Origin of the sequence: Microbacterium sp. Leaf159 (assembly GCF_001423615.1) — a bacterium.
GTDB lineage: Bacteria > Actinomycetota > Actinomycetes > Actinomycetales > Microbacteriaceae > Microbacterium.
This window is the reverse complement of sequence record NZ_LMOU01000001.1, coordinates 2,510,200-2,535,599: the sequence shown is the minus strand read 5'-3', so window position 1 is coordinate 2,535,599 and position 25,400 is coordinate 2,510,200. Positions and strand designations below refer to the sequence as shown.

At 68.6% G+C, this 25,400-nt stretch carries 19 protein-coding genes; 10 read left to right on the top strand and 9 right to left on the bottom strand.

Annotated elements, in window-relative coordinates:
• Positions 1-4: 4 nt before the first annotated feature.
• The 5 genes from ASF80_RS11955 to ASF80_RS11935 are packed head-to-tail and all read left to right on the top strand — an operon-like array spanning position 5 to position 4,916.
• Positions 5-1,498, top strand: coding sequence for an ABC transporter substrate-binding protein (locus tag ASF80_RS11955; protein ID WP_056311026.1), 1,494 nt, complete (start codon positions 5-7; stop codon positions 1,496-1,498).
• Between the two features lie 52 nt (positions 1,499-1,550).
• The gene (locus ASF80_RS11950) at positions 1,551-2,513 is read left to right on the top strand and encodes an ABC transporter permease (RefSeq protein WP_056311024.1); all 963 of its coding nucleotides are present in this window, start codon (positions 1,551-1,553) and stop codon (positions 2,511-2,513) included.
• Complete coding sequence (locus ASF80_RS11945) at positions 2,510-3,370, top strand: ABC transporter permease (protein WP_056311021.1); 861 nt, start codon at positions 2,510-2,512, stop codon at positions 3,368-3,370. Before ASF80_RS11950 ends, ASF80_RS11945 begins: the two co-directional genes overlap by 4 nt.
• Positions 3,367-4,164 (top strand): ATP-binding cassette domain-containing protein, encoded by a 798-nt coding sequence (locus ASF80_RS11940; RefSeq protein WP_056311019.1) that lies wholly within the window; start codon positions 3,367-3,369, stop codon positions 4,162-4,164. The genes ASF80_RS11945 and ASF80_RS11940 overlap by 4 nt, the downstream gene beginning before the upstream one ends.
• The gene (locus tag ASF80_RS11935) at positions 4,161-4,916 is read left to right on the top strand and encodes an ABC transporter ATP-binding protein (protein ID WP_056311017.1); all 756 of its coding nucleotides are present in this window, start codon (positions 4,161-4,163) and stop codon (positions 4,914-4,916) included. The genes ASF80_RS11940 and ASF80_RS11935 overlap by 4 nt, the downstream gene beginning before the upstream one ends.
• 6 nt (positions 4,917-4,922) lie before the next feature.
• Here the strand turns inward: ASF80_RS11935 and ASF80_RS11930 are convergent, their stop codons facing one another.
• A complete protein-coding gene (locus ASF80_RS11930) occupies positions 4,923-5,387 on the bottom strand; it encodes an HIT family protein (protein WP_056311015.1) in 465 nt (154 codons plus the stop codon).
• A gap of 200 nt (positions 5,388-5,587) precedes the next feature.
• Here ASF80_RS11930 and trpS point away from each other — a divergent pair, with 200 nt between their 5' ends.
• On the top strand, positions 5,588-6,622 hold the full coding sequence (gene trpS / locus ASF80_RS11925) for a tryptophan--tRNA ligase (RefSeq protein WP_056312070.1): 1,035 nt from the start codon (positions 5,588-5,590) through the stop codon (positions 6,620-6,622).
• A 26-nt stretch (positions 6,623-6,648) separates the two neighbouring features.
• Here the strand turns inward: trpS and ASF80_RS11920 are convergent, their stop codons facing one another.
• The 5 genes from ASF80_RS11920 to ASF80_RS11900 all read right to left on the bottom strand — a co-directional run bounded on the left by ASF80_RS11920 (position 6,649) and on the right by ASF80_RS11900 (position 12,056).
• On the bottom strand, positions 6,649-7,050 hold the full coding sequence (locus tag ASF80_RS11920) for a DUF779 domain-containing protein (protein WP_082488297.1): 402 nt from the start codon (positions 7,048-7,050) through the stop codon (positions 6,649-6,651).
• An 81-nt stretch (positions 7,051-7,131) separates the two neighbouring features.
• Positions 7,132-8,697, bottom strand: a complete 1,566-nt coding sequence (locus ASF80_RS11915; RefSeq protein ID WP_056311013.1) for an aldehyde dehydrogenase family protein — start codon at positions 8,695-8,697, stop codon at positions 7,132-7,134.
• A 110-nt stretch (positions 8,698-8,807) separates the two neighbouring features.
• The gene (locus ASF80_RS11910) at positions 8,808-10,133 is read right to left on the bottom strand and encodes a GAF domain-containing protein (protein ID WP_056311011.1); all 1,326 of its coding nucleotides are present in this window, start codon (positions 10,131-10,133) and stop codon (positions 8,808-8,810) included.
• Between the two features lie 181 nt (positions 10,134-10,314).
• A complete protein-coding gene (locus tag ASF80_RS11905) occupies positions 10,315-11,742 on the bottom strand; it encodes a CCA tRNA nucleotidyltransferase (RefSeq protein WP_056311010.1) in 1,428 nt (475 codons plus the stop codon).
• Positions 11,743-11,762: 20 nt separating this feature from the next.
• On the bottom strand, positions 11,763-12,056 hold the full coding sequence (locus ASF80_RS11900) for a hypothetical protein (protein ID WP_056311008.1): 294 nt from the start codon (positions 12,054-12,056) through the stop codon (positions 11,763-11,765).
• A gap of 124 nt (positions 12,057-12,180) precedes the next feature.
• On the opposite strand from ASF80_RS11900, the gene ASF80_RS11895 reads away from it, so the two are divergent.
• A complete protein-coding gene (locus ASF80_RS11895) occupies positions 12,181-14,721 on the top strand; it encodes a purple acid phosphatase family protein (RefSeq protein WP_056311006.1) in 2,541 nt (846 codons plus the stop codon).
• 262 nt (positions 14,722-14,983) lie between these two features.
• Entirely contained in the window at positions 14,984-16,747 is a 1,764-nt protein-coding gene (locus tag ASF80_RS11890; RefSeq protein WP_235559955.1) for an alkaline phosphatase family protein, read from the top strand.
• Positions 16,748-16,816: 69 nt separating this feature from the next.
• Here ASF80_RS11890 and ASF80_RS11885 read toward each other — a convergent pair whose 3' ends face one another.
• The 3 genes from ASF80_RS11885 to ASF80_RS11875 form a co-directional block, all read right to left on the bottom strand.
• Complete coding sequence (locus ASF80_RS11885; protein ID WP_056311001.1) at positions 16,817-18,775, bottom strand: collagen binding domain-containing protein; 1,959 nt, start codon at positions 18,773-18,775, stop codon at positions 16,817-16,819.
• A 123-nt stretch (positions 18,776-18,898) separates the two neighbouring features.
• On the bottom strand, positions 18,899-19,954 hold the full coding sequence (locus tag ASF80_RS11880; protein ID WP_056310999.1) for an LLM class flavin-dependent oxidoreductase: 1,056 nt from the start codon (positions 19,952-19,954) through the stop codon (positions 18,899-18,901).
• 40 nt (positions 19,955-19,994) lie between these two features.
• A complete protein-coding gene (locus ASF80_RS11875) occupies positions 19,995-21,557 on the bottom strand; it encodes a methyltransferase (RefSeq protein ID WP_056310997.1) in 1,563 nt (520 codons plus the stop codon).
• Between the two features lie 75 nt (positions 21,558-21,632).
• Between ASF80_RS11875 and ASF80_RS11870 the strand changes: the two genes are divergently transcribed.
• Positions 21,633-23,741 carry a DUF6049 family protein gene (locus tag ASF80_RS11870; RefSeq protein ID WP_056310995.1) on the top strand — a complete coding sequence of 703 codons (2,109 nt, stop codon included), beginning with the start codon at positions 21,633-21,635 and terminating at the stop codon, positions 23,739-23,741.
• Entirely contained in the window at positions 23,734-25,353 is a 1,620-nt protein-coding gene (gene murJ, locus ASF80_RS11865) for a murein biosynthesis integral membrane protein MurJ (protein ID WP_056310993.1), read from the top strand. The genes ASF80_RS11870 and murJ overlap by 8 nt, the downstream gene beginning before the upstream one ends.
• Positions 25,354-25,400 lie beyond the last annotated feature (47 nt).

The following is a 25,400-nucleotide window of genomic DNA, read 5'->3' as shown; positions in this document are numbered from 1 at the left end:
ACTCATGAGAAGAACCCGCATCCTCGGCGCGCTCGGCGCCGTCGCCACGCTCGCCCTCGTGGCCGGCTGCGCGTCGGGCGCCACCGACGACGCCGCGAGCGAAGACGCCACCATCTTCATCGGGTCGCTGTACGAGCCCACCAACCTGAGCAACACGCAGGGTGGCGGCCAGGGTGTGACCGAGGCGCTGACCGGCAACGTCTACGAGGGCCTCTACCGCCTGACCGATGGCGGCGAGGTCGAGCCCCTTCTCGCCGAAGACGCCCAGGTCTCCGACGACGGCCTCACCTACACGATCACGCTGCGCGACGACGTGACGTTCCACTCGGGTGACCCGCTGACCTCCGCCGACGTCAAGTCGAGCATCGAGGCCGTCACCGCCGAGGACTCGGTGTCTGCCCGCAAGTCGAGCTTCAAGACCATCGCCGACATCGCGACGCCCGACGACCAGACCGTCGTCTTCACGCTGTCGCAGCGGTCGATCTCGTTCCTCTACAACCTCAGCTACGTCTGGATCGTCAACGACGAGGCCGGCGACATCACCGGCAAGGAAGACGGCACGGGCCCCTACACGCTCGACGAGTGGAAGAAGGGCTCGACCCTGACGCTCGAGCGCTGGGACGACTACTGGGGTGAGCCCGCCACGAACGCCGAGGTCGTCTACACGTACTTCACCGACGCCACGGCCGAGAACAACGCGCTGGTCACCGGCGAGATCGACGTGATCACCAGCGTCCAGAGCCCCGACTCGCTGACGCAGTTCGACTCCGACGACTACGTCGTGAGCGAGGGCACCTCGACCACGAAGGAGCTGCTCGCGTTCAACGACCGCGTCGCCCCCTTCGACAACGCACTCGTGCGCAAGGCGATCTACTCGGCCGTCGACACCCAGAAGCTCCTCGAGTCCATCTGGGGCGACTACGGCACGCTCATCGGCTCGATGGTGCCCCCGACCGACCCCTGGTACGAGGACCTCACGACCGTGAACCCGTACGACGTCGAGCTCTCGAAGGATCTGCTCGCCCAGGCCGGCTACGCCGACGGCTTCACGTTCACGCTCGACACCCCCAGCTACGACCCGCACCCCGCCGTGGCGGAGTTCCTGCAGTCGCAGCTCGCCGAGGTCGGCATCACGGTCGAGATCAACACGATCAGCGCCGACGAGTGGTACACGAAGGTGTTCAAGGAGCAGGACTTCGAGGCCACCCTGCAGGAGCACGTGAACGACCGCGACGTGGTCTGGTACGGCAACCCCGACTTCTACTGGGGCTACAACGACGCCGACGTGCAGCAGTGGGTCGCCGAGGCCGAGCAGGCCGCCACGACCGACGAGCAGACCGCTCTGCTGAAGCAGGTCAACGAGAAGATCGCCGAGGATGCAGCGAGCGTATGGTTGTACCTCTACCCGCAGATCGTGGTCGCCTCGAGTGACCTCAGCGGGTACCCGGTCAACGGCCTGAACTCGCAGTTCTTCGCCTACGACATCGTCAAGTCCTGACGCGCGAGGGGGATGCCGCGCGTCGGCATCCCCCTCCCCATCCTGAACAGCCATGCTCGCTTACCTGATCCGCCGTTTCGTCTTCCTCGTGGTGTCGCTCGTCGTCGCGATGATCGCGATCTTCGTGCTGCTGCGCCTGCTCCCCGGCGACCCGGCGAACGCCCTGCTCTCGGTGAACGCCACCCCCGAGCAGATCGCCGCCGCCCGTGCACAGGTCGGCTCCGATCAGCCACTCCTCCAGCAGTTCTCGACCTGGGCCGGTCAGCTGCTGCGATTCGACCTCGGTGAGTCGTTCCTGAGCTCGCGTCCGGTCGGACCCGACATCGCCGATCGCCTCGCCGTGACCCTCCCGCTCACGCTCATCGCCTTCTCCGTCGCCCTGCTGGTCTCGCTCGCGATCGGCATCACCGCCGCCGTGAAGTCCGACCGCTGGTACGGCATCGCCCTCTCGGGCTTCGCCCAGCTGGGCGTCGCGGTTCCCGTCTTCTGGGTCGGCGTCGTGCTGGTCTGGGTCTTCGCACTCGGGCTCGGCCTGCTGCCCTCCGGCGGGTTCCCGCGTGACGACTGGGAGGATCCGGCGGATGCGCTGCGCTCGCTCGCGCTGCCCATCATCACGATCGTGATCGTCATGAGCGCCTCCCTCAGCCGCTACGTGCGCTCGGCCACTCTCGACGTGATCGGCAGCGACTACCTGCGCACAGCGCGAGCGGGCGGGTCTGGAATGTCCGAGGCGCTGCTGCGTCACGGCGTGCGCAACGGCTCGGTGCCCGTCGTCGCGATCCTCGGCATCGAGCTGTCCACCACCCTCCTCGGCGCGGTCGTCGTCGAGAGCGTCTTCACTCTTCCCGGCCTCGGCAGCCTGCTGCTGTCGGCCATCGAGCAGCACGACTTCCAGGTGATCCAGGGTGTCCTCGTCGTCAGCACGCTGTTCGTGCTGCTCGTCGGGTTCGCCGCCGACATCGTGCAGCGCCTGATCGATCCGCGCCTGCGCACGAGCGTCTCGGGCAACCGATGAGCCGCGTCGCCGAGCAGCTGATCACCGACTCCGTCCCTGTGCGGAGGCGGCCGAAGGCGACCCTGCTCATCGGGCTCGTCCTCACCGGCATCATCGTGCTCATCGCCCTGGTATCGCTGTTCTGGTTGCCCTATCCGCTCGCCGACACCAGCGGAAGCCGTCTCGAAGGACCGAGCGGCCTGCACCTGCTCGGCACCGATCGACTCGGCCGCGATCTGCTCTCGCAGCTCATGTGGGGTGCACGGATCGCCCTGATCGTCGGCATCTGCTCGGTCGCGATCGCGGCGATCCTCGGCACGATCATCGGCTTGATCGCCGCGTTCTCGCGCCCCTGGGTCGACGACACCCTCTCGGCCGGTCTCGACGTCGTGATCGCCTTCCCGGTGCTGCTGCTCGCCATGCTGGTCGTCGCGATCCAGGGGGCGTCCCTGTGGTCGGCGGTGTTCGCGATCGGTCTCGCGATGTCGGCGGTCGTCGCTCGCCTCACCCGCATCCTGGCCCGTCGCGTGCTCCAGGAGCAGTACATCACCGCGGCGCGCACGAGCGGCACGAGTGTGCTCGGCATCGTCTTCCAGCACGTGCTGCCCAACATCGCGCCCACCCTCGCCGTCAGCCTCGCACTGCAGTTCGGTGCCGCCGTGCTCGCCGAGGCGAGCCTGTCATACCTCGGGCTCGGCGCGCCGCCGCCCAACGCCTCGTGGGGTCGGATGCTGCAAGAGGCCCAGGGCACGGTACTCACCGCCCCCGTCGGCGCCATCGCCCCCGGCGTCGCGATCATCGCCCTCGTGCTCGGAGTCAACTTCCTCGCCGACGGCCTGCGCGACCTCGCCGACCCGACCCGCAGGAGGAGCCGATGAGCATTCTCGACGTCGCCGGCCTCACCGTGCGCTCGGGTGCAGGAGCCCTCGTGCGCGAAGTCTCCTTCTCGCTGGAGCCCGGTGAGCGCCTGGGACTGATCGGCGAATCAGGTTCGGGCAAGTCCCTCACCTCGCTCGCGGTCACCGGCCTACTGCCTGATGCGCTCGTGGCCTCGGGCTCGGTGCTGCTCGACGGGCATCAGGTCGTCGGTGCTCGCGATGCCGACCTCCGCCCGCTCCGAGGCCCCGTCGCCCAGGTCGTGTTCCAGGAGCCGCTCACCGCGCTCGACCCGCTGATGCGGGTCGGCCGCCAGATCGCCGAACCGCTGCGTCGGCACCTCGGCCTGCGCGGTGCCGAGCTGCGTTCCGCCGTCGCAGCTGCACTCGACGAGGTGGCGCTGTCGGAGCCGAGGTTCGCCCGCGCCTACCCGCACGAGCTGTCGGGTGGCCAGCGCCAGCGCGTGGCGATCGCGATCGCCCTCGCCGCCAAGCCGCAGCTGCTCATCGCGGATGAGCCGACGACGGCCCTCGATGTCACGGTGCAGGATGCCGTGCTCTCTCTGCTCGAGCGCCTCGTCGCCGAGCGCGGCATGGCGCTGCTGTTCATCAGCCACGACCTCGCCGTCGTGTCGCGCATGGTCGATCGCATCGTCGTGCTGCGTGACGGGCTCGTCGTGGAGGAGGGTGCGGTCGGTCAGGTGCTGCAGAGCCCGGCGGAGCCGTACACGCGGATGCTGGTCGACAGCGCTCGCGCGCTCGACGCGTTCCTCGATGCGAAGGAGGCCGGCGCATGAGTCTTCTCGAACTGCGCAGTGCCGGTTTCTCCTATGGATCCCGGCGGGTGCTCGACGACATCTCGCTGAATCTCGACGAGGGCGACTCGCTTGGCCTCGTCGGCGAATCCGGCGCGGGCAAGTCGACCATCCTCCGGCTTCTGCTCGGTCTCTCAGCGCCGCGCGAGGGGCAGGTGCTGTTCGACGGCGCTCCCCTGAATCTGCGCGACCGTGCGCAGATGCGCCGCTTCCGTGCGAGCGTGCAGCCGGTGTTCCAGGATCCGTACTCGTCGCTCGACCCCCGTCAGCGCATCGACCGCATCATCGGCGAGCCCCTGCGTTCACTCGGCCTCGCCTCGGGTGCAGACGCGCAGCGCCGCATCGCCGAGGCCCTCGAGTCGGTCGGGCTTCCCGCCGACACCGCCCGCCGATACCCGCACGAGTTCTCGGGCGGCCAGCGTCAGCGCATCGCGATCGCCCGAGCCGTGGTCTCGCGCCCACGCGTGCTGCTCGCCGATGAGCCGGTGAGCGCCCTCGACGTGACGACGCGCGTGCAGGTGCTCGAGCTGCTCGACCGCCTGCGTCGAGAGAACGGCCTGTCGCTCGTGATGGTGTCGCACGATCTCACCGCGATCGCGTCGGCGTGCGACCGCACGGTCGTGCTGCAGAACGGTCGAGTCGTCGAGCAGGGGGCGACGTCCGCCGTACTGCATGCGCCGCAGGAACCGTACACGAAGGCTCTCGTTGACGCGGTTCCGCGCCTGCCCCGCTGAGTCGGATCAGGCGCTCGTCTGCCACGCTTTCCGCAACGCGGACGCTGACGCATCCAGCTCCGCGTCATCGAGATACACAGGGCCATCCGCGATGTCCACGTTCTGCAACGGGTCATCCCCCAGATGCTGCGGGAACACATGGCAGTGAAGATGCGGGGCCCGATGACCCATCACCAGGTAGTTGATCTTCCGTGGGTCGAATGCTGTGGCGACGGCACGGCCTGCGCGCTGGACATCGCGCCAGAACTCGCTGAGCTGACCGGCGTCCAGCAGACCGAGGTCAGTGACATGCTCGCGGAGGATGACCACCGTGTAGCCGGGATGCGCCTGGTTGCGCACCAGTCGGATGTGAGTCATCTCGGTCGAGGCCACCAGGATGCTGTGCTCGTTCTCCGGCAGATGTGCGTCGGCACACATGCCGCAGAGCTCCGGGTCCACGAGCTCGGCCCACTCCTCATCCGTCCACCACATCGGCCCATGGTAACCAGCGGAATCGCACTGCCGGTCGCATCGAGCGCCGCGCGTCACTATCCTCGACCTATGCGTTTCACCGTTTCGTCGTGGTGGCTGCACGAGCAGCCGTAACGCATTGACGCGCGGGCTGCACGGCAGCCCGCGACCCCTTCGCGGATCCATGTTCCGTGCAGCTCCTCTCGAATCAGGAGCAGATCATGGACTCGTACGCCGCAACCCTCGCTCGCATGCCCGACCTCCGGGAGGCGATCGAGCAGCATCCCGAGAGGTACCGCGTTCTCACCGGGGAGCGCCCCACAGGACGACTGCACCTCGGCCACTACTTCGGCACCATCCGTGAACGTGTCCGTCTGCAGGATGCGGGTGTCGAGACGTTCGTCATCCTGGCCGACTACCAGGTGATCACCGACCGCGACTCGGCCGGCGACGTGCGGGGCGCCGTGCACGGCGCGGTTCTCGATTACCTCGCTGCCGGCCTGGACCCGACCTCGACCACGACCTTCACCCACTCGGCCGTTCCTGCACTCAATCAGCTGCTCGTCCCCTTCCTGAGCCTGGTCAGCGAGGCAGAACTGCATCGCAACCCGACGGTCAAGAGCGAGCTCGCCGCGTCCGGTCGCACCTTGAGCGGCCTGCTGCTCACCTATCCCGTCCATCAGGCGGCCGACATCCTCTTCTGCAAGGGCAACCTCGTTCCGGTGGGCAAGGACAACCTCCCGCACGTCGAGATGACGCGCACCATCGCCCGTCGCTTCAACGAGCGATACGGCAGCGTGTTCCCCGAGCCTGCCGCGCTCGTCACCGAGACCCCTGAGCTTCCCGGCCTCGACGGCCGCAAGATGTCGAAGAGCTATGGGAACGCCATCGCACTGGGGATGTCCGCAGACGAGACCGCCGACGCCATCAGGCGGGCTCCCACCGATTCGGAGCGCGTCATCACCTACGACCCCACGAACCGGCCGGGCGTATCGGCTCTGCTCGCGACCGCCGCCGTCGTCCTCGACCGCACGCCGGAGGAGATCGCACATGAGGTCGGCGGCGCGGGAGCCGGAGCGCTCAAGCGCCTCACCACAGAGGCGGTGAACGAGTTCCTCGCAGACCACCGTGCTCGTCGCGCCGGTCTCAGCGTCGCAGACGCCGCTGCGGTTCTGCGAGAAGGGAACGAGCGCGCGCTGTCAGTCGCGAACGAGACGCTCGACGAGGTGAGAACGGCGATGGGCATGACGTACTGACCGCCGTTGACCGCCGTCGGTGCCCCTCAGCCCGCCGAAGGCGCGAGGCCGAAGTACTCCAGCTCCGCGTCGTTCAGCATCCGGGAGCGGATCAGAAATCGCATGCCCGTCGGTCCCTCGACCGAGAAGCCGGCACCCCGCCCCGGCACGACGTCGATGGTGAGGTGCGTGTATTTCCAGTACTCGAACTGCGACTCCGACATGAAGACCTCGACCGGAGCATCGAGGCCCGCGTCGAGCGCCCCCAGCAGCACGTCTCCCGGCCCGGTGATGAACATCCCCACGGGATAGCACATGGGTGAGGAGCCGTCGCAGCATCCGCCCGACTGATGGAACATCAGGGGTCCGTGCTGCACGGTGAGGTCGCGGACGAGGGATGCCGCGGCATCCGTCACGTCGACCCGCTGGTAGGTGCCGATGCTCACCATGATCCGTGCCTTCCTGCAGATGGTGCGAGGCGGATGGTTCCGGGCGGGCGCTGAGGGTGCAGCGCCCGCCCGGGGTCGAACTCAGAAGAAGCCCATCGGGCCTTCTGCGTAGGAGACCAGGAGGTTCTTGGTCTGCTGGTAGTGGTCGAGCATCATCTTGTGGTTCTCGCGACCGACGCCCGACTGCTTGTATCCGCCGAACGCGGCGTGGGCCGGGTACTGGTGGTACGTGTTGGTCCAGACGCGACCGGCCTCGATGGCCCGGCCGGCGCGATAGGCCGTATCGCCGCTGCGGCTCCACACCCCGGCGCCGAGTCCGTAGAGCGTGTCGTTCGCGATCGAGATCGCGTCGTCGAAGTCGTCGAAAGAGGTGACCGAGAGCACAGGGCCGAAGATCTCCTCCTGGAAGATGCGCATGTCGTTCGTGCCCTCGAAGACGGTCGGCGCGACGTAGTAGCCCTCGCTGAGATCGCCGCCGAGATCGACGCGCTCCCCACCTGTGAGCAGCCGGGCGCCACCCTGCTTGCCGATGTCGATGTAGCTGAGGATCTTCTCCAGTTGGTCGTTCGACGCCTGCGCGCCGATCATCGTGGCCGGGTCGAGCGGGTTGCCCTGCACGACCTTGCCGACGCGCTCGAGCCCGTCGGCGAGGAACCCGTCGTAGATCGACCGCTGGATGAGCGCCCGCGACGGGCAGGTGCACACCTCGCCCTGATTCAGCGCGAACATCGTGAAGCCCTCGAGCGCCTTGTCGTAGAACGGGTCGGCGGTGTCGCGCGCGACGTCCTCGAAGAACACGTTCGGACTCTTGCCTCCGAGCTCCAGCGTCACAGGGATGAGGTTCTGCGAGGCGTACTGCATGATCAGGCGACCCGTCGTGGTCTCACCCGTGAAGGCGACCTTGCGGATGCGCTTGTGCTGCGCGAGCGGTGCTCCCGCCTCGATGCCGAAGCCGTTGACGATGTTCACGACACCGGCCGGCAGCAGGTCGCCGATGATGTCGAAGAGGAACAGCAGGGATGCCGGGGTCTGCTCAGCGGGCTTGATGACGACGCAGTTGCCTGCGGCGAGCGCGGGCGCGAGCTTCCACACGGCCATCAGGATCGGGAAGTTCCAGGGGATGATCTGACCGACCACACCGAGCGGCTCGTGGAAGTGGTACGCGACGGTGTTCTCGTCGAGCTGGCTGATGCCGCCCTCCTGCGCCCGCAGCACGCCGGCGAAGTAGCGGAAGTGATCGACCGCGAGGGGGATGTCGGCGGCGAGCGTCTCGCGCACCGGCTTGCCGTTCTCCCAGGTCTCGGCGACGGCGATCTCCTCGAGGTGCTGCTCGATACGGTCGGCGATCCTGTTGAGGATCACCGAACGCTCTGCCGGGCTGGTCTTGCCCCAGCTCGCGAAGGCCTTCCAGGCGACCTCGACCGCGCGGTCGATGTCCTCGACCGTTCCCCGGCCGACCTCGGTGAACGGTTTGCCGTTGACGGGGCTGACGTTCTCGAAGAACTGGCCCTTGACCGGATCCACGAACTCGCCGCCGATGTAATGCCCGTACCGCGGACGGTAGGTCGCGACGGCGCCCGGCTGACCGGGAGCGGCGTACGCGGAGGATGCGGGGGCGGTGGACACGTCTTCTTCGACGATGGTCATCGGGACTCCTTCGACGGGCCGCGGGCGTCGGTGCTGCGCGGCTGTCCTCCGACGGTACGTCCGCGGACGTTGCGCCCGAATGCGCAACGTTGCGCGAGGTTGCGAGCCGGTCAGCCCTCTTCGATGCGTTCGATCCGTGCGACCAGTCCCGCGCGTTTCGGCGACCGGGCGGGGAGCATCTCGAGCGCGAGGCGGAGCGCTGCGGCATCCCTCTGCCCCTCCGGGATGTCGGCGTAGGCGAGCAGGACGTCGAGGCTCGCCTCCGACAGCATCGCCTCGCGCAGTGCTGCTCTGACGGACTCGCGGAGCTCCTCGACACCGGGCGAGGTCGACTCGGGCAGAACCGGACCCCGGTAGGCGGTGAGCGCGACGCGATGGGCTCCTCGGTCGAGCAGCGAGAGTACGTCGTGCGCATCGGTCTCGAGGGGCACCGTCAACCGGTACGGTCGCGATTCGGGAACGAGGCTGGGGGCGTGCTTCTCGAGCACTTTGCGCAGGCGCACCATCTCGGGCCGCAGCGTGTCGGCGGATGCCTCCGGTCCGTAGACGAGTTCGCTCAGCCGTTCGGCAGACAGGCCCTGACGGTTCACCGCGAGCATGAGCAGGATGGCCGCATGACGGGCGCTGAGCTCGATCACCGACTCTTCGAGCTCGGTCTCGCTCTCGAGCCGCGCCCTGTCGCGGCCGAGCACATGCAGCGTCGCTCGGATGGTCGGTTTGGCCCGGGATGAGATCGTCGTCGGGCGGGGCGATTCGCTTCGTGCCCGAAGTCGGGCGACCATCAGCTCGGATTCGACAGCGCGCGCTGTGGCATCGACGAGAAGGCGGGCCTGGGTCGAGACGACTTCGTCTCCGCCGGTGATGTCGATCACTCCGAGCACCCGCTGCGTCTCGGGGTCGCGCACGGGGGCCGCAGTGCACGACCACGGATGCACCAGGCGGTTGTAGTGCTCCGCACCGCGGATCTGCACGGACTGTCCGAGCGTCAGGGCGGTTCCGGGGGCGGTGGTGCCGACGGCATCCTCCGCCCAGTTCGCCCCGGCGACGAATCCCATGCCCTCGGTGAGCGACTGCAGCTGGCGGTCGCCTTCGATCCACAGCAGGCGCCCGGCCTGATCGCCGACGGCGATGACGACCCCGGATTCCTCCGGGGTTCCGGGAAGCAGCAGCGCGCGGATCATGTCCATCGCGGATGCCAGCGGGTGGGCGAGCCGGTAGGCCTCGAGCTCGTCCGTGACGAGTTCGATCGACGGTGCGGCCTCGGGTCCCACCCGACCGCGCCAAGACCGGACCCACGATTCACGGACGAGCGGGCGCACCTGCTGCAGGCGGTGATCGTCGAGGTTGCCGGCGATGAGCTCTTCATGTGCACGCTCGATCAGCAGACGAGAGGCCTCAGGTGGGCCGTCACGTGACACCTGCCACGACGCAACCACAGCGTCTCCGATCGTCGATGGTGGAGCGTTACCTCAGTGTAGGAGCCGGATGCCGCGGACGGAACCCGCGATATTCCGGTGCCGTGTGCGCAGATGCAGGCTCAGATGACGGATGCAGGTCGAGATGGGCGATCTGAGCATGCAGGTGTCATCTGCGCCTACAGGGTGCAGCGAGCCGTCCTCAGGCCCGGGCGGCCCACCACTCACGGAGGCGCTGCTCGGAGGCATCCGTTCCGATGACTCCCTCATCGAGGCGCAGTTCGAGCAGGAACCTGTAGGCCTCGCCGACCTCGCGGCCGGGCGCGATGCCGAGGATCTGCTGGATCTGATTGCCGTCGAGCTCGGGGCGGATGGAGTCGAGCTCCTCCTGCTCGCGCAGGGCGGCGATGCGCGACTCGATGTCGTCGTACGCCGAGGCGAGGCGACCGGCCTTGCGCTTGTTGCGAGTGGTCACATCGGCACGGGTGAGGATGTGCAGGCGCTCGAGCTGGTCGCCCGCATCGCGGACGTAGCGGCGCACTGCGGCATCCGTCCAGGCTCCCTCGGCGTATCCGAAGAATCGCAGATGCAGCTCGATCAGCTTCGACACGGCGTCGGTCGTGTCGGTGTCGAACCGCAGTGCCTGCAGACGCTTGCGCGCCATGCGCGAGCCGACGACGTCATGGTGGTGGAAGGTGACCACCCCGCCGTCTTCGAGCTTGCGGGTACGGGGCTTGCCGATGTCGTGCAGAAGCGCCGCGATGCGCAGTGCGACGTCGGGTTCGGCACCGGGGTTACGCGACTGCTCGAGCGAGATCGCCTGGCTGAGCACCGTGAGCGAGTGCTCGTAGACGTCCTTGTGGTGGTGGTGCTCATCGACCTCGAGTCGCAGAGCACTGACCTCGGGCAGGAACTCCTCGATCAGGCCGGTGTCGACCAGCACGCGGATGCCGCGCACGGGGTCTTCGGTCTGCATCAGGCGCACGAGTTCGGATTGGATGCGCTCCGGGCTCACGATCTCGAGGGTCGTCTTGAGCTCGGTGATCGCATCGAATGTGTCGTCGTCGATGCGGAAGCCCAGCTGGGCGCTGAAGCGCGCGGCGCGCAGCATCCGCAGCGGGTCATCGCCGAACGAGACCTGCGGATCCGCCGGCGTGCGGAGGACTCCGGCGATGAGGTCTTCGACTCCCCCGGTCGGGTCGACGAGCTTGACCGACGGAACCAGCAGCGCCATCGCATTGACCGTGAAGTCACGGCGGTGCAGATCGGCGTCGATCGTGTCGCCGAACTCGACGGTCGGCTTGCGGGTCACTCCGTCGTAGCTGTCGGCCCGGTACGTGGTGACCTCGACCTGCTCGCCCTGCACCCGTGCGCCGATCGTGCCGAACGCACGGCCGATGTCCCACTGAGCGGTCGAGATCGGCTTGACGATGCGCAGGATGTCGTCGGGCAGCGCGTTCGTGGTGAAGTCGAGGTCGTGCGTGGGGCGGCCGAGCAGCGCGTCGCGCACGGGACCGCCGACGACAGCGAGGTCGAAGCCCGCCGTCGCGAACGCGTCGGCGAGGGTGCGGACGACCGGATTCTCGGCGAGCGCGCCGAGACGGTCGAGGCCGTCAGCCATGTTGAGCATGGGTTCCAGCGTACCGGGGGTCAGAACAGCGGGTTCTCGCCCTTGGCCTGGGCGATGGCGCGGACTCGCGCCTGCATCAGCCGCACGAGCAGCGCGCTCATCAGGAATCCCCCGACCACGGCGACCGCGACGATGAACCAGATGCCGATCTCGGGGTCGATGACCTCGAACCCGTAGATCGCGACGGCGAGCAGCAGAAGCACCGGCCCCTCGATCAGCGCGAACGTGATGAACAGCCGCGTCTGTCGTCTGCCGTAGTCGGCGTTGACGGCCCGGACGCGAGCCTCGATCGACGACTCCCCCGCATAGCTCATGCCCCCACCGTAGCGGCGTTCACCCTCCGGTCGTCCTGCGGCAACCCCGAGGTCATCCGCTTTCGATGGGCTGGTCGGGCCCCGTGCGGCTGAGCACGGAAACCCCACCCCACGAAGGACACTCATGACCTCCCCCACCCCTGCGGTGCGGTGGCGGCGTTACGGACTCGCGTCCGCCGCCGTCTTCGCCCTGCTCGGCGGCGCCGTCGTCGCCCCCATCGCGACCGCCGCCGGCGAGCCCGATGTGCCGACCGACTCGCTCATCACCGGTGACACCACCTGGCGATACCTCGACGACGGATCCGACCCGTCGCCCGCACCCGCCGCACTCCGCGACTGGACCCTCCCCGACTACGACGACAGCGCCTGGAAGTCGGCGCCCGGCTCGTTCGGCGCGAAGAACGGCAAGCTCGCGGCCGTCGGCCCGGTCACCCCGAAGACGCTGCTGAACCACTACATCGACGGAGCTGCGGCCCCCACGGTGCCCACCTACTTCTTCCGCACGACGTTCGAGCTCGAGACGGGCGTGGCCGAGCAGGTCGCGGCGCTGCGCAGCACGATCACCTACGACGACGCGATCATCGTCTGGATCAACGGCGAAGAGGTTGCGCGCTACGTCGACGGCCGCATCACCGACACCGTCAACGTCGAGTACGCCGGCGACAGCGGGGGCGACCCGCTCACCAGCACGTTCAGCGCCGAGGGCGAGCTGCTGCACGACGGCACGAACGACATCGCCGTCGCCCTGTTCCAGGACCGCGAGTCGAGCTCGGACATCTACTTCGACATGTCCTCGCTCACGCTTGTCGAGGCATCCGACCCCGGCTCGCCCGTTGTGGCTCCGCCGACCCGCGTGATCCTGACCCCGACCGAGCAGCCCGCCGTGTCGCAGTCGTTCTCGTGGCTCGCGGGCGACGCCTCGCACACGACCGGCCAGGTCGAGATCGCACCGGCGGCCGGCGGCGAGACCCGCACCGTCGACGCCTACGACGCCGGGGTCGTCAACGGCAACCCGAACAAGCACTTCTCGGCGACGGTCACCGGCCTCGCGCCTGCGACCGCCTATCGCTACCGCGTGGGCCTTCCCGGCAGTTGGAGCGACTGGTTCGAGTTCCGCACGGCAGACCCGAGCGCCACGGACTTCCAGTTCATCTACTACGGCGATGCCCAGATCGGCCTCGACACCACCTGGCCGAGCGTCGTGAAGCAGGCCGAGGCGCAGGCCCCGCGATCGATCGGATCCGTGCACGCCGGCGACCTGATCAACACCTCGAGCAACGAGAACGAGTGGCTCAACTGGTTCAAGGGCATGGAGGACTCCGCCGTGCGCACGAACGTGATGGCGGCCCCCGGAAACCACGAGTACTCGGGCGACAAGCTGCTCACCGCATGGAAGGCGGCATTCGAGTACCCGCACAACAACCCGTCGACGAGCACGATCGGCGAGCTGGCCGACCTCGCGAAGGGCGACTCCGAGGTCGCGCAGCAGTATCGCGCGTTCTTCGATCACTGGTCGTCGTTCGCCGCCGAGACCGCGTACTACACCGACTACCAGGGTGTGCGCTTCATCACTCTGAACGCGACGCGCGACACCACATTCCTGACCCCTGCCGGTCTTCCGTCGTGCACGGGTGCCGAGTGCCCGTCGGCGCAGATCGGCGTGCTGTGGACCCGCTTCCAGGCGGCCTGGCTCGACCTGCTGCTGCAGAACAGCCCGTCGAAGTGGAACGTCGTCACCTTCCACCAGCCGGTGTTCTCGGCATCCGAGGGTCGTGACGAGCCGGTGCTGCGCGCCGAGTGGCTGCCGGTCTTCCAGCGCAACGACATCGACCTGGTGCTCATGGGTCACGACCACACCTACGCACGCGGCTACGTGAACACCGATACGACCGAGACCCCCGGCATGACCTCGGGCCCCGTGTACGTCGTGTCGAACTCGGGTGCGAAGCACTACGAGCTCGAGACTCCCGAGAAGAACGTCTGGACCAACAACGGTGCGACCCAGGTGCTGCGCGGTCAGGGCGTGACGACGTACCAGGTGATCGACGTCTCGAAGAACCAGCTCGTCTACCGCTCGTACCTCGCGGAGAAGCAGCCGGATGCCACGACCGACCTCCCCGTCGGCTCTGTCTACGACACCTTCACGGTGACGAAGTCGGATGCCGGTGAGAAGTGGGTCACCGAGGCCGGCGTCACGCCGCCCGTGATCGAGGAGCCTGCTGCGCCCGAGGTCACGCTGGGTGCCGCATCCGTGGTCGCCGGAGGAAAGCTCACCGTCTCGGGGAGCGGATTCGAGGCGGATGCCGCGCTGCGCTTCGAGCTGCGCTCGGACCCGGTCGACCTCGGCACCGCCACGGCCGATGCGGACGGCGCGTTCAGCCGCACACTGACGATTCCGGCGAACACCCCGGCCGGAACGCACACGCTCGCGGTGATCCTCGCCGACGGCACCGAGGTCACGTCCTCGGTGACCGTCACGGCAGCGGCGAGCGGTGGAGCGACCACGCCGGGCGGGTCGGGCGGCGCGACCGACGGCTCGCTCGCGACGACGGGTGCCGACAGCACGCCGTACATCGTCGGCGCCGTCGTGCTGCTCGCCCTCGGCCTCGGCCTGTTCGCGATGCGGCGCCGCCGCCACGCGGGCAGCACCGAGACCGCGGAGTAGTCGACCGCATCCGCTGTTCGGGCGTCGTCGGGGCTTCGGTCCCGGCGGCGCCCTTCGTCGCGGGCACGGCTTCGGATGCTGGGCGCGGCGCGCCGCGGCATCCGCCTGACTTCCGGTGCGTCGCCTGCGCTCTCCGAAGCTGTGCCCGCCAACCGACCCCCCTCCCGACCTGAGCTGCCCCCCTGCCCCCCGATCCGGACCCCGCCATTCCGGTATGCCGCAACCGTGCGCCGGGCGCCGCCCCCGTCCTAGGATCGGCAACGTGGCCTCAGACGAGCAGGACTCCTCCCCCGCCGCACCGGACACGTCCCGGCGCGGGTTCCTCAAGATGGGCGGCGCCGCTCTCGCAGGCGTCGTGGTCGGCGGTGCCGGCGGTGCAGCGATCGGCGCGAACGTGGGCACCCACCGCAACGGGTTCGCATCCGACCCCGACCCCTTCGCCGCGCTGACGCCGCGCAGCGAGCCGGGCTTCGACCACCTCGTCGTGGTGATGGGCGAGAACCGCTCCTTCGACAACCTGCTCGGATACCTCTACTCCAAGGACACGCTGCCTGCGGGCGAGAAGTTCGAAGGTCTCGCTTTCGGCACGCACAGCAATACCGCGTCCGACGGCACTGTGGTCGACGCCCACGTCTACACCGGCGACACCGACCGGATCATGAGCCTGCCCGACCCGGATCCCGGCGAGGAGTATCCGCACGTCAACACGCAGATCTTCGGCACCGTCGACCCGAAGGACAACGCCGACCTCTTCGTCGACCAGATGACGGCGCCCTTCAACGCCCCGACCCACGGCGAGAAGGCCACGATGTCGGGGTTCCTCGAGGACTACATCATCAACTTCCGTCGCCTGCGCAAGGGCACAGAGCCCCAGCCCGAGGAGGCGGCCCACATCATGGGCTCGTTCTCCCCCGAGATGCTTCCGGTGCTGTCCACGCTCGCGTCGGAGTTCGCGGTGTTCGACCACTGGTACGCGGGGGTGCCGTCGCAGACGTTCTGCAACCGGTCGTTCTTCCACGCGTCGACCTCGCACGGCTTCGTCACCAATCAGGCGGGAGGCGGATACCGCAAGTGGCTCGATGCCCCGGCGGCGCCCACCGTGTTCAACCGTCTCGAAGACGAGAAGGTCAACTGGAAGATCTACATCGACAAGCTGCAGCTCGTCTCGTTCACCGGGATGCTGCACGCCGCCGTGCTCGAGAAGTATTGGCGCACCGACCACTTCGGCACCATGGAGGACTTCTACGCGGATGCGAAGAACGGCACGCTGCCGGCCTACGCGTTCATCGAGCCGCGCATGGTCTACGACCACAACGATTTCCACCCGCCCTTCGGGTCGCCTCGCGAGAGCGAGGTCGACGGCGAAGCCGTATACGACAGCGCGATCTCCGATGTCAGGGCCGGAGACCGGCTCATCCACGACATCTATGAGGCCGTTCGCACCAGCGCGTCGCCGAAGGGCTCGAACGCGGTCAACACCCTGCTGCTCATCACGTTCGACGAGCACGGCGGATGCTACGACCACGTGCCGCCACCCGCCGCCACCAAGCCGACGAAGGACACCGAGGCCGGCGAGATGGGCTTCACCTTCGATCGCCTCGGATGCCGGGTGCCCGCCATCGCGATCTCTGCCTACACGAAGCGCGGCACGATCCTGCACGACGAGATGCACCACGGCTCGGTCACCGCGACCCTCTCCCGCCTGCACGGCCTGAAGCCGCTCAACGATCGAGATCAGTCGGCGAACACGCTGTTCACCGCCGTGAACCTCGACAAGCCGCGGCACCCGGCCGACTGGCCCGTCACGACGCCCGCCTACACCCCGCCGAACCCCGAGGAACGCGAGCCGAAGCCGGGGGAAGCGGATCAGATGAAGCCGCTCACCCCGCCGGCCCGCGGCCTGCTGGGTCTGCTCATCGCGAAATACGGCACGCCGGGCGAACCGGAGCCCGAGACGTTCGCCGACGCCTACCGGCTGCTGCACGAGCACGGCGACCAGCTGTTCGGCCCGGCGAAGGGTTCCTGACAGCGGAGGGGCGGGGGATGCCGTCATCCCCCGCCCCTCCGGGCCGACCTGATCGGTCAGGTCATGAGGTCAGTCGCGGTGCGAGCGGCGACGCGAGACGAAGAACAGCACCGCTCCGAGCGCCAGCACGGCTCCGCCCACTACGGCCCACGTGAAGGTCTCCGGTCCCAGCCCCGTGCCGGGCAGGCGGTCGCCGCCGGTGCTCGGCGGCGTGGAGGGCGTCGGCGTCGTGGTCGGCGGATCCGTCGGGGTGACGACGATCGCGGCGAGGGTGAAGTCCTGATCGACGAACGTCTCGCCCGCGGCCGTGACCTCGACCGTGAGCGTCGACGGGCCGACGATCGTGCTGCCCGCCGGCGCCGTGATCGTCAGCGTGTAGGTGCCGGGCGGAAGGCCGCCGAGGCCGTACGCGCCATCGGCATCCGTGATGAGCTGCTGGTCTCCCTCATCGGTGGTGAGGGTGATGGTCACACCGGCCACCGGAGCGCCGCCGTCGGTGCGCACGACACCGGAGAGCCCCCCGAGCCTGGCCAGCTCGAAGTCGACGTCTGCCACATCCGCCGTCGCGACGGTCTCACTCTGCGAGGTCGCGCCCGTGGCCACGTAGCCGTCGGGCGTCGTGACGGTGATCTCGTAGTCGCCCGAGGGCAGACGCGGGAACGTGTAGCTGCCGTCGGCGGCGGTCACGGTCGTGAGCGTCGTTCCGCCGGGGCCGGTCGCGGTCACGGTGACGCCCGCGACGCCCGCTCCGTTCGCGCGCACGGCTCCCGTCAGGTCGGGGTTCTCGACGAGCACGAAGTCCGCGAGGGTGATCGGCACCTCACTGCCCGGCGGGACCACGAGCGGCTCGGTCGGATCCGTGGTGCTGTATCCGGGCGGCGGGGTGACGACGACGGTGTGAGGACCCACCGGGACCTCGTCGAAGAGGTAGTTGCCCTGAGCATCCGTCGTCGTGGTCTGTCCTCCGTCGACCGTCACGGTCGCGCCAGGCACCGGGTTGCCGTCGTTGTCGACGACTCGTCCGGAGACAGCGACGGGGATGATGTCCCGCACGGTGAAATCTGCGACGCCGTCGGCGGTCGTGAGATCCACAGCCGCTGAGGTCGCGCCCTCGGGGATCATGCCGGCAGGAGCCGTCACCCTCACCGTGTATCCGCTCGTCGCGACGACGCCGGGGAACGAGTAGCTGCCGTCCGCACCGCTGATCGTGGTCGCGACGACGTCGCCGTTCGCGTCGGTCAGCGTGAGGGTCGCGCCCGGCAGCGGCTGCGCGACATCGGTGACATCGGAGACCACGCCGGTGATGTCGCGCGCGATCGACGCGAACCACGTCTGGTACACCGGGAACCCGGAGCGGCGCGTGAACGAGAAGGTCAGCGAGGTGATCGGCACGTTGGGCTCGAACCAGGCGGCCGCGCCGCTCGTGTCGAGGGCGGCGGCGTTGCCGGTGAGGGTCTGGGTCGTCGCGTCCCAGGTGGGCACGTCCGCCGCGTCGCCCGTGCACGAGGGCTTGCCCGTGACTCCGGGCGCGCAGTAGTTGAAGCCGCCCTGGAATCCGAGCTGTGCCGCGGTGAGCGCCTGCCCGTTCGCGCCGATCGCCTGGATGCGCACCGAGTCGGCATCGATGTCGCCGAGCACGAAGGTCCAGCCGGAAGCGGGAGTGGGGTTCGCGAACGAGTAGGTGGTCGTCGACGGGCTGGCGGCGTTGTCGGCCTTCGGCCGCAGGTTCACGTACGACTGGTTGATGCTCGAGCCGTACTTCGCTCCGACCGGGGTCCCCTGCGCGAGCCAGTTGGTCGTGCCCGAGATGACACCCACCTGGCCGGCGCGGGAGTCGCTCGTCATCGTGGCAGTGATGGCGGGCTGCGCCGCGACCTGCACGGTGGTCGTGTATGCGCCGCCCGTTCCGGTCAGAGGCTGCCAGGTCGCCCAGGCGGTCGTGGTGGCGGCCGCCGCCGGAATCGCACCGACGAGCGCTGCGACCAGCACGATCGCTCCTGCAAGAAGTCCACCCTTTGCCCCGCGCATGCGGCCAGCGTATCGGCATATCGCGACAACGGCGAGGGTCGGGGAACGAGTCCGCGGGCGTGAAGAAGGGGCGGATGCTGCGCGCATCCGCCCCTTCTCCAGTCCCTCAGTACGGTCCGGTTCTCAGACCGGATCACCCTGCACGGGGCCCTCGGTGTTCGACTTCCAGCCGAGCGCCGGGGCGACGTGGGTCGCGAACGACTCGAGCACATGCAGGTTGTATTCGGGGCCGAGCTGGTTCGGGATGGTCAGCAGCAGGGTGTCCGCCGACATGACCGCCTCGTCCGCCAGCAACTGCTGGATCAGCACGTCGGGTTCGGCCGCATAGGTCTTTCCGAACGTCGAGCGGTAGCCGTCGATGATGCCGACCTGGTCGGCGTTCTCCTCGCTGCGCAGCCCGAAGTACGCCCTGTCCATGTCGGACACCAGCGGGAAGACGCTCCGGCTGACCGACACGCGGGGGGTACCCGTGTGACCCGCCTCCTTGTAGGCGCTGCGGAACAGGTCGATCTGCTCGCGCTGCAGCTGGTGGAACGGCACGCCGGTCGCCTCGGTGAGAAGCGTCGAGCTCATCATGTTGAGCCCCTTGCGTCCGGTCTCCTCAGCCGTGGCACGGGAACCAGAACCCCACCAGATGTGGTCGCGCAGAGTCGGCGACTGCGGTTCGATCGCGAGGTAGCGTCCCGCCCCGACCATACGGGGGTCGCCGGGAGCGAGACCCTCTCCGTCGATGGCGCGGAGGAAGAGGTCGAACTTCTCGCGAGCGATGACGCTGCCGCGCTCGGGGTCCTCCTCGTCGTGGAAGCCGAAGGTCTCGTAGCCGCGCAGCGCCGTCTCGGGTGAACCACGACTCACTCCGAGCGCGATCCGCCCGTCTGCGATCAGGTCGAGAGCCGCCGCCTCTTCGGCGAACTGGAACGGGTTCTCGTACCGCATGTCGATGACGCCGGTGCCGACCTCGATGCGCTTGGTGCGTGCGGCCATGGCCGACAGCAGCGGCATCGGAGACGCAGCCTGACGCGCCCAGTGGTGCACCCGCACGGATGCCCCGTTGACGCCGATCTCGTCGGCGCCCTCCGCGATCTCGATGGTCTGCTTCAGCATGTCTCCCGCAGTGCGGGTCGCCGAGCCAGGGACATCGGCGTAGTGCCCGAACGAAAGGAATCCGAAAGCCTTCATGGTGTATTCGAACGCATAGACACGGATGGGTATTCCCTCATCACTGCTCCGACACCAGCAGACCGTCGAGCACGAGTTGGCGGATGCGCGGCTCGAGGTCGGCCCACAGGTCGACGAGCGGCACCTCGAACAGGTCGGCCAGCGCCGCGACTATCTGCATCACGGTCAGATCTCCGTCGCACGCGCCGACGAATGCGGCGACCGCGGGGTCGACCGTGATCGTGCGCGCGAAGCCCCCGCCCTGACGGAGCTCGATGATGCTGGGATCGTCGTTGCCGGGAAGCAGGTGACGAGCCTCGGTGACATCGGGGGCCGTGAACAGGGTCGACGGCAGGCCGTCGACGAGCAGGTCGTGGGCGGCGAGCGCCGACCGCAGCGCCCCGCCGACGTTCGACACGGGCTGCGACAGGCGCTCGAGTCGACGCAGCGGTGCACTCTGCCCGGATGCCGCAGGCCGCCGCACCAGGATGTAACCGAAACCGACGGCGGTGACGCCTCGTGCGGCGAAGTCGTCGAGCCAGGCGGTGAGGAGCGGCGTGAAACCGGCATCTCGCGGGGTCGTGCCACCGTCGCGGATCCACAGCTCCGCATAGCCGAGCGGAGACAGCTCCTCGCGCTGGATGACCCACAGGTCGAGGTCGGCGGGCACCCAGGACGAGACCCGATCGAGGCCGACGCGGCCGGTCAGCTCGCGCTGGGCTCCGCGCGACTCCCAGTTTCCGAGCAGCTGGGCGACCCCGCCGGGGGTGAGGAACGACGGAGCAGCGCGCAGGAACTGCTCGACCAGCGCGTCGCCCACGAGGCCGCCGTCGCGGTACTCGTACTCGGGCACTCCCTCGACCCGAGGCGTGATCACGAAGGGAGGGTTCGACACGATCAGGTCGAAAGCCTCGCCGTCGACCGGCTCGAACATGCTGCCGAGACGGAACTCGATGTTCGAGACGCCGTTCAGCCGCGCGTTCAACTCGGCGTAGGCGAGCGCCCGTGCCGAGATGTCGGTGGCGACGACAGCACCGGCATGGCGCGCGACGAGGAGTGCCTGGATGCCGCATCCGGTGCCGAGATCGAGGGCTCGGTCCACCTCGATCGGCATGATGATCTCGGCGAGGGTGCGAGACGCCCCGCCCACTCCGAGCACGTGGTCAGCGGGCAGCGCGCCGTCGAGCGCCACCTCGTCGAGATCGCTGGCGATCCACCATTCGCCGATCCCGTCTGCGTCGACGAAGGACTGCGGCCGGAGCAGCGCGGTGGGAACGACCGCATCGCCGTCGATGCGCGCGAGGCCGAGAGCGACCAGGCCATCGACGCCGAGCCGCGGCAGCGCAGCGGCCACCGGGGCCACGGGCTGCGGCATCCCGAGCACCAGGAGGCGACCGAGGGTCGCGAGCACACCGTCGTCACCGGCGATCGCGCGCAGGATGGGTTCGCGCATCCCGCGGGCCAAGGCGTCGTCCTCTTCTTCTCCCCACAGGCGGCGCAGCGGCTCCGAGCGCAGGTCGGCGGCGTCGAGATCTGCGGCGAACGCGGAGCTGTGAAGCGGGTCGGGAACAGGCGTGAGGGTGGCGGACACGGCCGTCACTCTACGCGTCTTCAGGGTTCTCATTCAGCCAGCCGCCTAGAATCACAAGGTCAGCACTCGCCGGACGCCTGAGATCACCGGCGTCCGAGGAAGACTCTCATGACCGCGACCACCCCCGAGAACGGCCTCCGCACGCGCCTGCAGCGCCTGGCACGCGGATCCGTCATCTCGGCGATCGTTCTCGGCATGTGCGGTGCAGGCGCGGGAAACGCGTTCGCGGCCAGCGACTCCGAGACCGACGACACCCCTGCGGTCGAGCTGCTGCTGTCTGCGGGCGTGCGGGGCACCGTCTCGCCCGGAAGCGCGACGACGGCATCGCTGACGGTGCAGAACGACGCGAAGTCGGCTCTGTCCGCCGGACGCGTGTCCGTCGAGATCAACCGCACTCCCCTGGCCGACGATGAAGCGGTCACGACGTGGTTGGACGACTCCGAGGCCCCCGGAGGGTTCGACCAGCTCGGCGCAGACCTGACCGCGCCGGTCGACGCCGAAACATCCGTGACGACGAGCCTCGTGATCCCGCCCGAGGCCCTCGGCGACCTCGCGCCCGGCGTGTACCCGCTGCGTGCGACGCTCAGTGGGGCGCAGACGGATGCTCAGGATGACGCCGAATCCGTGACGTCGACGACCGTCCTCGTCGTCACCGCTGCCGAGAACCCGCCCATCGCCCTGATGGTGCCGATCACCGCGACCCCGGTCGGCGGCGCGCTTCTGACGGCCGAGGAGCTCACCGTCCTCACCGCTGCGGACGGTGCACTCACCGCGGTGCTCGAGGGGGTCCGCGGTACTTCGGCCATCCTCGCGATCGATCCGTCGATCCCTGCGGCGATCAGGGCTCTCGGATCCGCCGCGCCTCAGAGCGCTCGCGAATGGCTGCGTCAGCTCGACGCCCTCCCCAACGAGCGCTTCGCGCTGCAGTTCGGCGACGCAGATGTCACGACGCAGGCCCAGGCCGGTCTTCCCGAGCTCCTGCAGCCGACGACGCTCGCGCCGTTCCTCGCCCCAAGCAACTTCCTCACGCTCCCGGATGAGACTCCCGCAGCGACGCCCACCGCGACCCCCGAGCCCACACCGGCGCCCACCGACGGCCCCGAACTGCCGGATGACGCAGACCTCTCTGTCATCCAGGGCGCCTCCCCGGGCATCCTGTGGCCGCGCAGCGATGCCTCGGCCGCCGACCTCGACGCCTTCTCCGCATACATGGGCGGCCAGGCCATCACCGTCCTGTCGTCGACTGCTGTCGGAGGAGCCGACGACGCCCATGCCACGGTCGGCGAGCGCACGGCCCTCGTCACGGATGCGGCCGCATCCGCCGCCCTGTCGGACGCCGCAGGCGAAGACGACGAGGTCGCCCGTCAGCGGTCTCTCGCCGAGGCGAGTGCCCACCTGGCGCTCTCCGCGCAGACGAATCCGACCGCGCCTCTTCTCGTCGGGCTCGACCGTGACGAGACGCGCACTGCCGACGCGCTCAACGAGACGATCACCTCGTTCGACACCCTCGGCTTCGGGCTCGCGGAGATCCTGGCCACCCCCGCCGTCTCCGCTGCGCTCACCACGGAGCCGGACGCGACCCGCGCCACGGCACTGCAGCGGATGCTCGGCAGCGAGGTCGTGCTCGGAGAGTTCGCGACGATCCTCGATGACCGCCAGCTGCTGCTGAGCCCCAAGCGCATCCAGATCATGCGGGCGACAGCGGTCGGCCTCACCGAAGACGGATTCGATGACGCCGTCGCCGACGTGAACACCGCGACCACCGACACCCTCGAGGCCGTCGACATCCCGCCGGCCAGCACCATCCAGCTGCTGTCGGCGAACGCCGACCTGCCGTTCTCGGTGCGCAACGATCTGCCCTGGCCCGTGAACGTCAACCTGTCCGTCAAGCCGAGCGATCCTCGTCTCGAGGTCGAGCCGGTGACCCCCGCGACGATCCAGCCGGGAACCACGAGCAGAGTCAAGGTCCCCGTCTCGGCAAGGGTCGGAAGCGGCGAGGTCGCGCTGAAACTGGAACTCTCGAGCCCGACCGGGGTGCCGATCAGCACGCCCGAGACGGTGCGCGTGTCTGTGCGCGCCGAGTGGGAGACGATCGGTCTCGCCGTGTTCGGCGGTCTGATCGTGCTGCTCCTCGGTCTCGGCATCATCCGCACCGTCCGCCGTCGTCGCCGTGAGGCGGGCACGGAGAAGGACGCCGTCGAGGAGTCGAATGAGTAGTCTCGGCCGTGCGAGCGCGCTAATCGGCGCAGGAACCCTGATCTCGCGTGTCACGGGTCTGCTGCGCACGATCGTTCTGGTTGGTGTGATCGGCTCTGTCGGAGCCGGCGCGGCCGATGCGTTCGCGATCGCGAATCAACTCCCGAACAACGTGTTCTCACTGATCTCGGTGGGCGTTCTGACGGCCGTCATCATCCCGCAGATCGTGAAGGCGACGGCCGACGCCGATGGCGGCAACGCCTTCATCTCCAAGCTCTTCACCCTCGGCACCGTCGTGCTCGTCGCGATCACGGGCATCGCCACCGTCGCGTCGCCGTGGCTCGTGTGGCTCTACGCCGGCAAGGAGGGATCTCCCGAGTTCCTCGCCCTCGCGACGGCATTCGCGTACTGGTGCATGCCTCAGATCCTGTTCTACGGGCTGTATGCGCTGCTCGGTGAGGCACTCAACGCACGTCGGATCTTCGGCCCGTTCACCTGGGCGCCGGTCGTCAACAACATCGTGTCGATCGTCGGCTTCCTCATCGTGGGTGCACTATTCGGCGGACCGCTCACCCGAGTCGCCGACTGGACTCCCGAGATGATCGCCGCTCTCGGGGGGACGGCGACCCTCGGCATCCTGATCCAGGCCGCGATCCTGCTGATCTTCTGGAGGCGCACCGGGCTCGCCCTCAAGCCCGACTTCCGGTGGCGCGGGGTGGGACTGGGCAATGTGGGTCGGCTCGCCGGGTGGACCTTCCTCATGGCCCTCGCCAGTCTCGTCGCCGGCCTCGTCCAGACCCAGATCCTCACCCAGGCATCCGGCGAGGGCGCATCGGTCGCCACCTTCCAGTACGCGTGGCTCATCTTCATGCTCCCGTACTCGATCATCGTGCTGTCGATCGGAACGCCGTACTTCACGCAGATCAGCGAGCACGCGGCGGCCGGACGCGATGCGGACGTGCGCGGAGACATCGCGAAGAGCATCCGAACACTGCTCTTCTTCATCGCCGTCGCCGTCGCAGCGGTCGCCGCGGCATCCGTCCCCGCGTCCCGCGTCTTCACCAATCAGGCCTCCGACGCCTCTGAGGCCGCGCTCGTGCTGGTCTGCTTCCTCGTGTGCCTGGTGCCTCTCACGATCCTCTTCATCGTCCAGCGGACCTTCTATGCCTACGGCGACACCCGCACGCCCTTCTGGTTCACGGTCTTCCAGTGCGCGCTGGTCGTCCTCAGCGCCCTCGGAGCCCAGTGGCTGCTCGCGGCCGGCGTCATCGAGGTGACGTCGCTCGCAGCCACCATCGCCCTCGGTCAATCGCTCGCCAGCACCATCCAGACCGTCGTGGCCGTCTGGCTCCTGCACCGCAAGATCGGCGGGCTGCGGATCCGCACGTGGATGACCGCCATCCTGCGCTTCGCGATCGCCGCCGTCCCCGCCGGTTTTGCGGGATGGGGTGTCTTCCTCCTACTCGGCGGTCCCACCGGCTGGACGACCACTGACAAGCTCCAAGGCGCCCTCGGCACGTGCATCATCGGCGTCGCCGTGGTCGTCGTCTACATCGGCATCCTGGCCCTTCTCCGGGCACCGGAGCTCAAGGTCGCCGGCTCCATGCTGCGGCGCTTCCTGCCCGGTCGCTGAGCATCCGCGCGCGGGAATGTCCCGCGGTTACCATTGGTTGAAGCAGT

Excerpts from the sequence above, each read along its gene's own strand:
- ASF80_RS11955 (WP_056311026.1), top strand. The coding sequence starts at position 5 with ATGAGAAGAACCCGCATCCTCGGCGCGCTCGGCGCCGTCGCCACGCTC.
- ASF80_RS11950 (WP_056311024.1), top strand. The coding sequence starts at position 1,551 with ATGCTCGCTTACCTGATCCGCCGTTTCGTCTTCCTCGTGGTGTCGCTC.
- ASF80_RS11945 (WP_056311021.1), top strand. The coding sequence starts at position 2,510 with ATGAGCCGCGTCGCCGAGCAGCTGATCACCGACTCCGTCCCTGTGCGG.
- ASF80_RS11940 (WP_056311019.1), top strand. The coding sequence starts at position 3,367 with ATGAGCATTCTCGACGTCGCCGGCCTCACCGTGCGCTCGGGTGCAGGA.
- ASF80_RS11935 (WP_056311017.1), top strand. The coding sequence starts at position 4,161 with ATGAGTCTTCTCGAACTGCGCAGTGCCGGTTTCTCCTATGGATCCCGG.
- ASF80_RS11930 (WP_056311015.1), bottom strand. The coding sequence starts at position 5,387 with ATGTGGTGGACGGATGAGGAGTGGGCCGAGCTCGTGGACCCGGAGCTC.
- trpS (WP_056312070.1), top strand. The coding sequence starts at position 5,588 with ATGGACTCGTACGCCGCAACCCTCGCTCGCATGCCCGACCTCCGGGAG.
- ASF80_RS11920 (WP_082488297.1), bottom strand. The coding sequence starts at position 7,050 with ATGGTGAGCATCGGCACCTACCAGCGGGTCGACGTGACGGATGCCGCG.
- ASF80_RS11915 (WP_056311013.1), bottom strand. The coding sequence starts at position 8,697 with ATGACCATCGTCGAAGAAGACGTGTCCACCGCCCCCGCATCCTCCGCG.
- ASF80_RS11905 (WP_056311010.1), bottom strand. The coding sequence starts at position 11,742 with ATGCTCAACATGGCTGACGGCCTCGACCGTCTCGGCGCGCTCGCCGAG.
- ASF80_RS11900 (WP_056311008.1), bottom strand. The coding sequence starts at position 12,056 with ATGAGCTATGCGGGGGAGTCGTCGATCGAGGCTCGCGTCCGGGCCGTC.
- ASF80_RS11895 (WP_056311006.1), top strand. The coding sequence starts at position 12,181 with ATGACCTCCCCCACCCCTGCGGTGCGGTGGCGGCGTTACGGACTCGCG.
- ASF80_RS11885 (WP_056311001.1), bottom strand. The coding sequence starts at position 18,775 with ATGCGCGGGGCAAAGGGTGGACTTCTTGCAGGAGCGATCGTGCTGGTC.
- ASF80_RS11880 (WP_056310999.1), bottom strand. The coding sequence starts at position 19,954 with ATGAAGGCTTTCGGATTCCTTTCGTTCGGGCACTACGCCGATGTCCCT.
- ASF80_RS11875 (WP_056310997.1), bottom strand. The coding sequence starts at position 21,557 with ATGAGAACCCTGAAGACGCGTAGAGTGACGGCCGTGTCCGCCACCCTC.
- ASF80_RS11870 (WP_056310995.1), top strand. The coding sequence starts at position 21,633 with ATGACCGCGACCACCCCCGAGAACGGCCTCCGCACGCGCCTGCAGCGC.
- murJ (WP_056310993.1), top strand. The coding sequence starts at position 23,734 with ATGAGTAGTCTCGGCCGTGCGAGCGCGCTAATCGGCGCAGGAACCCTG.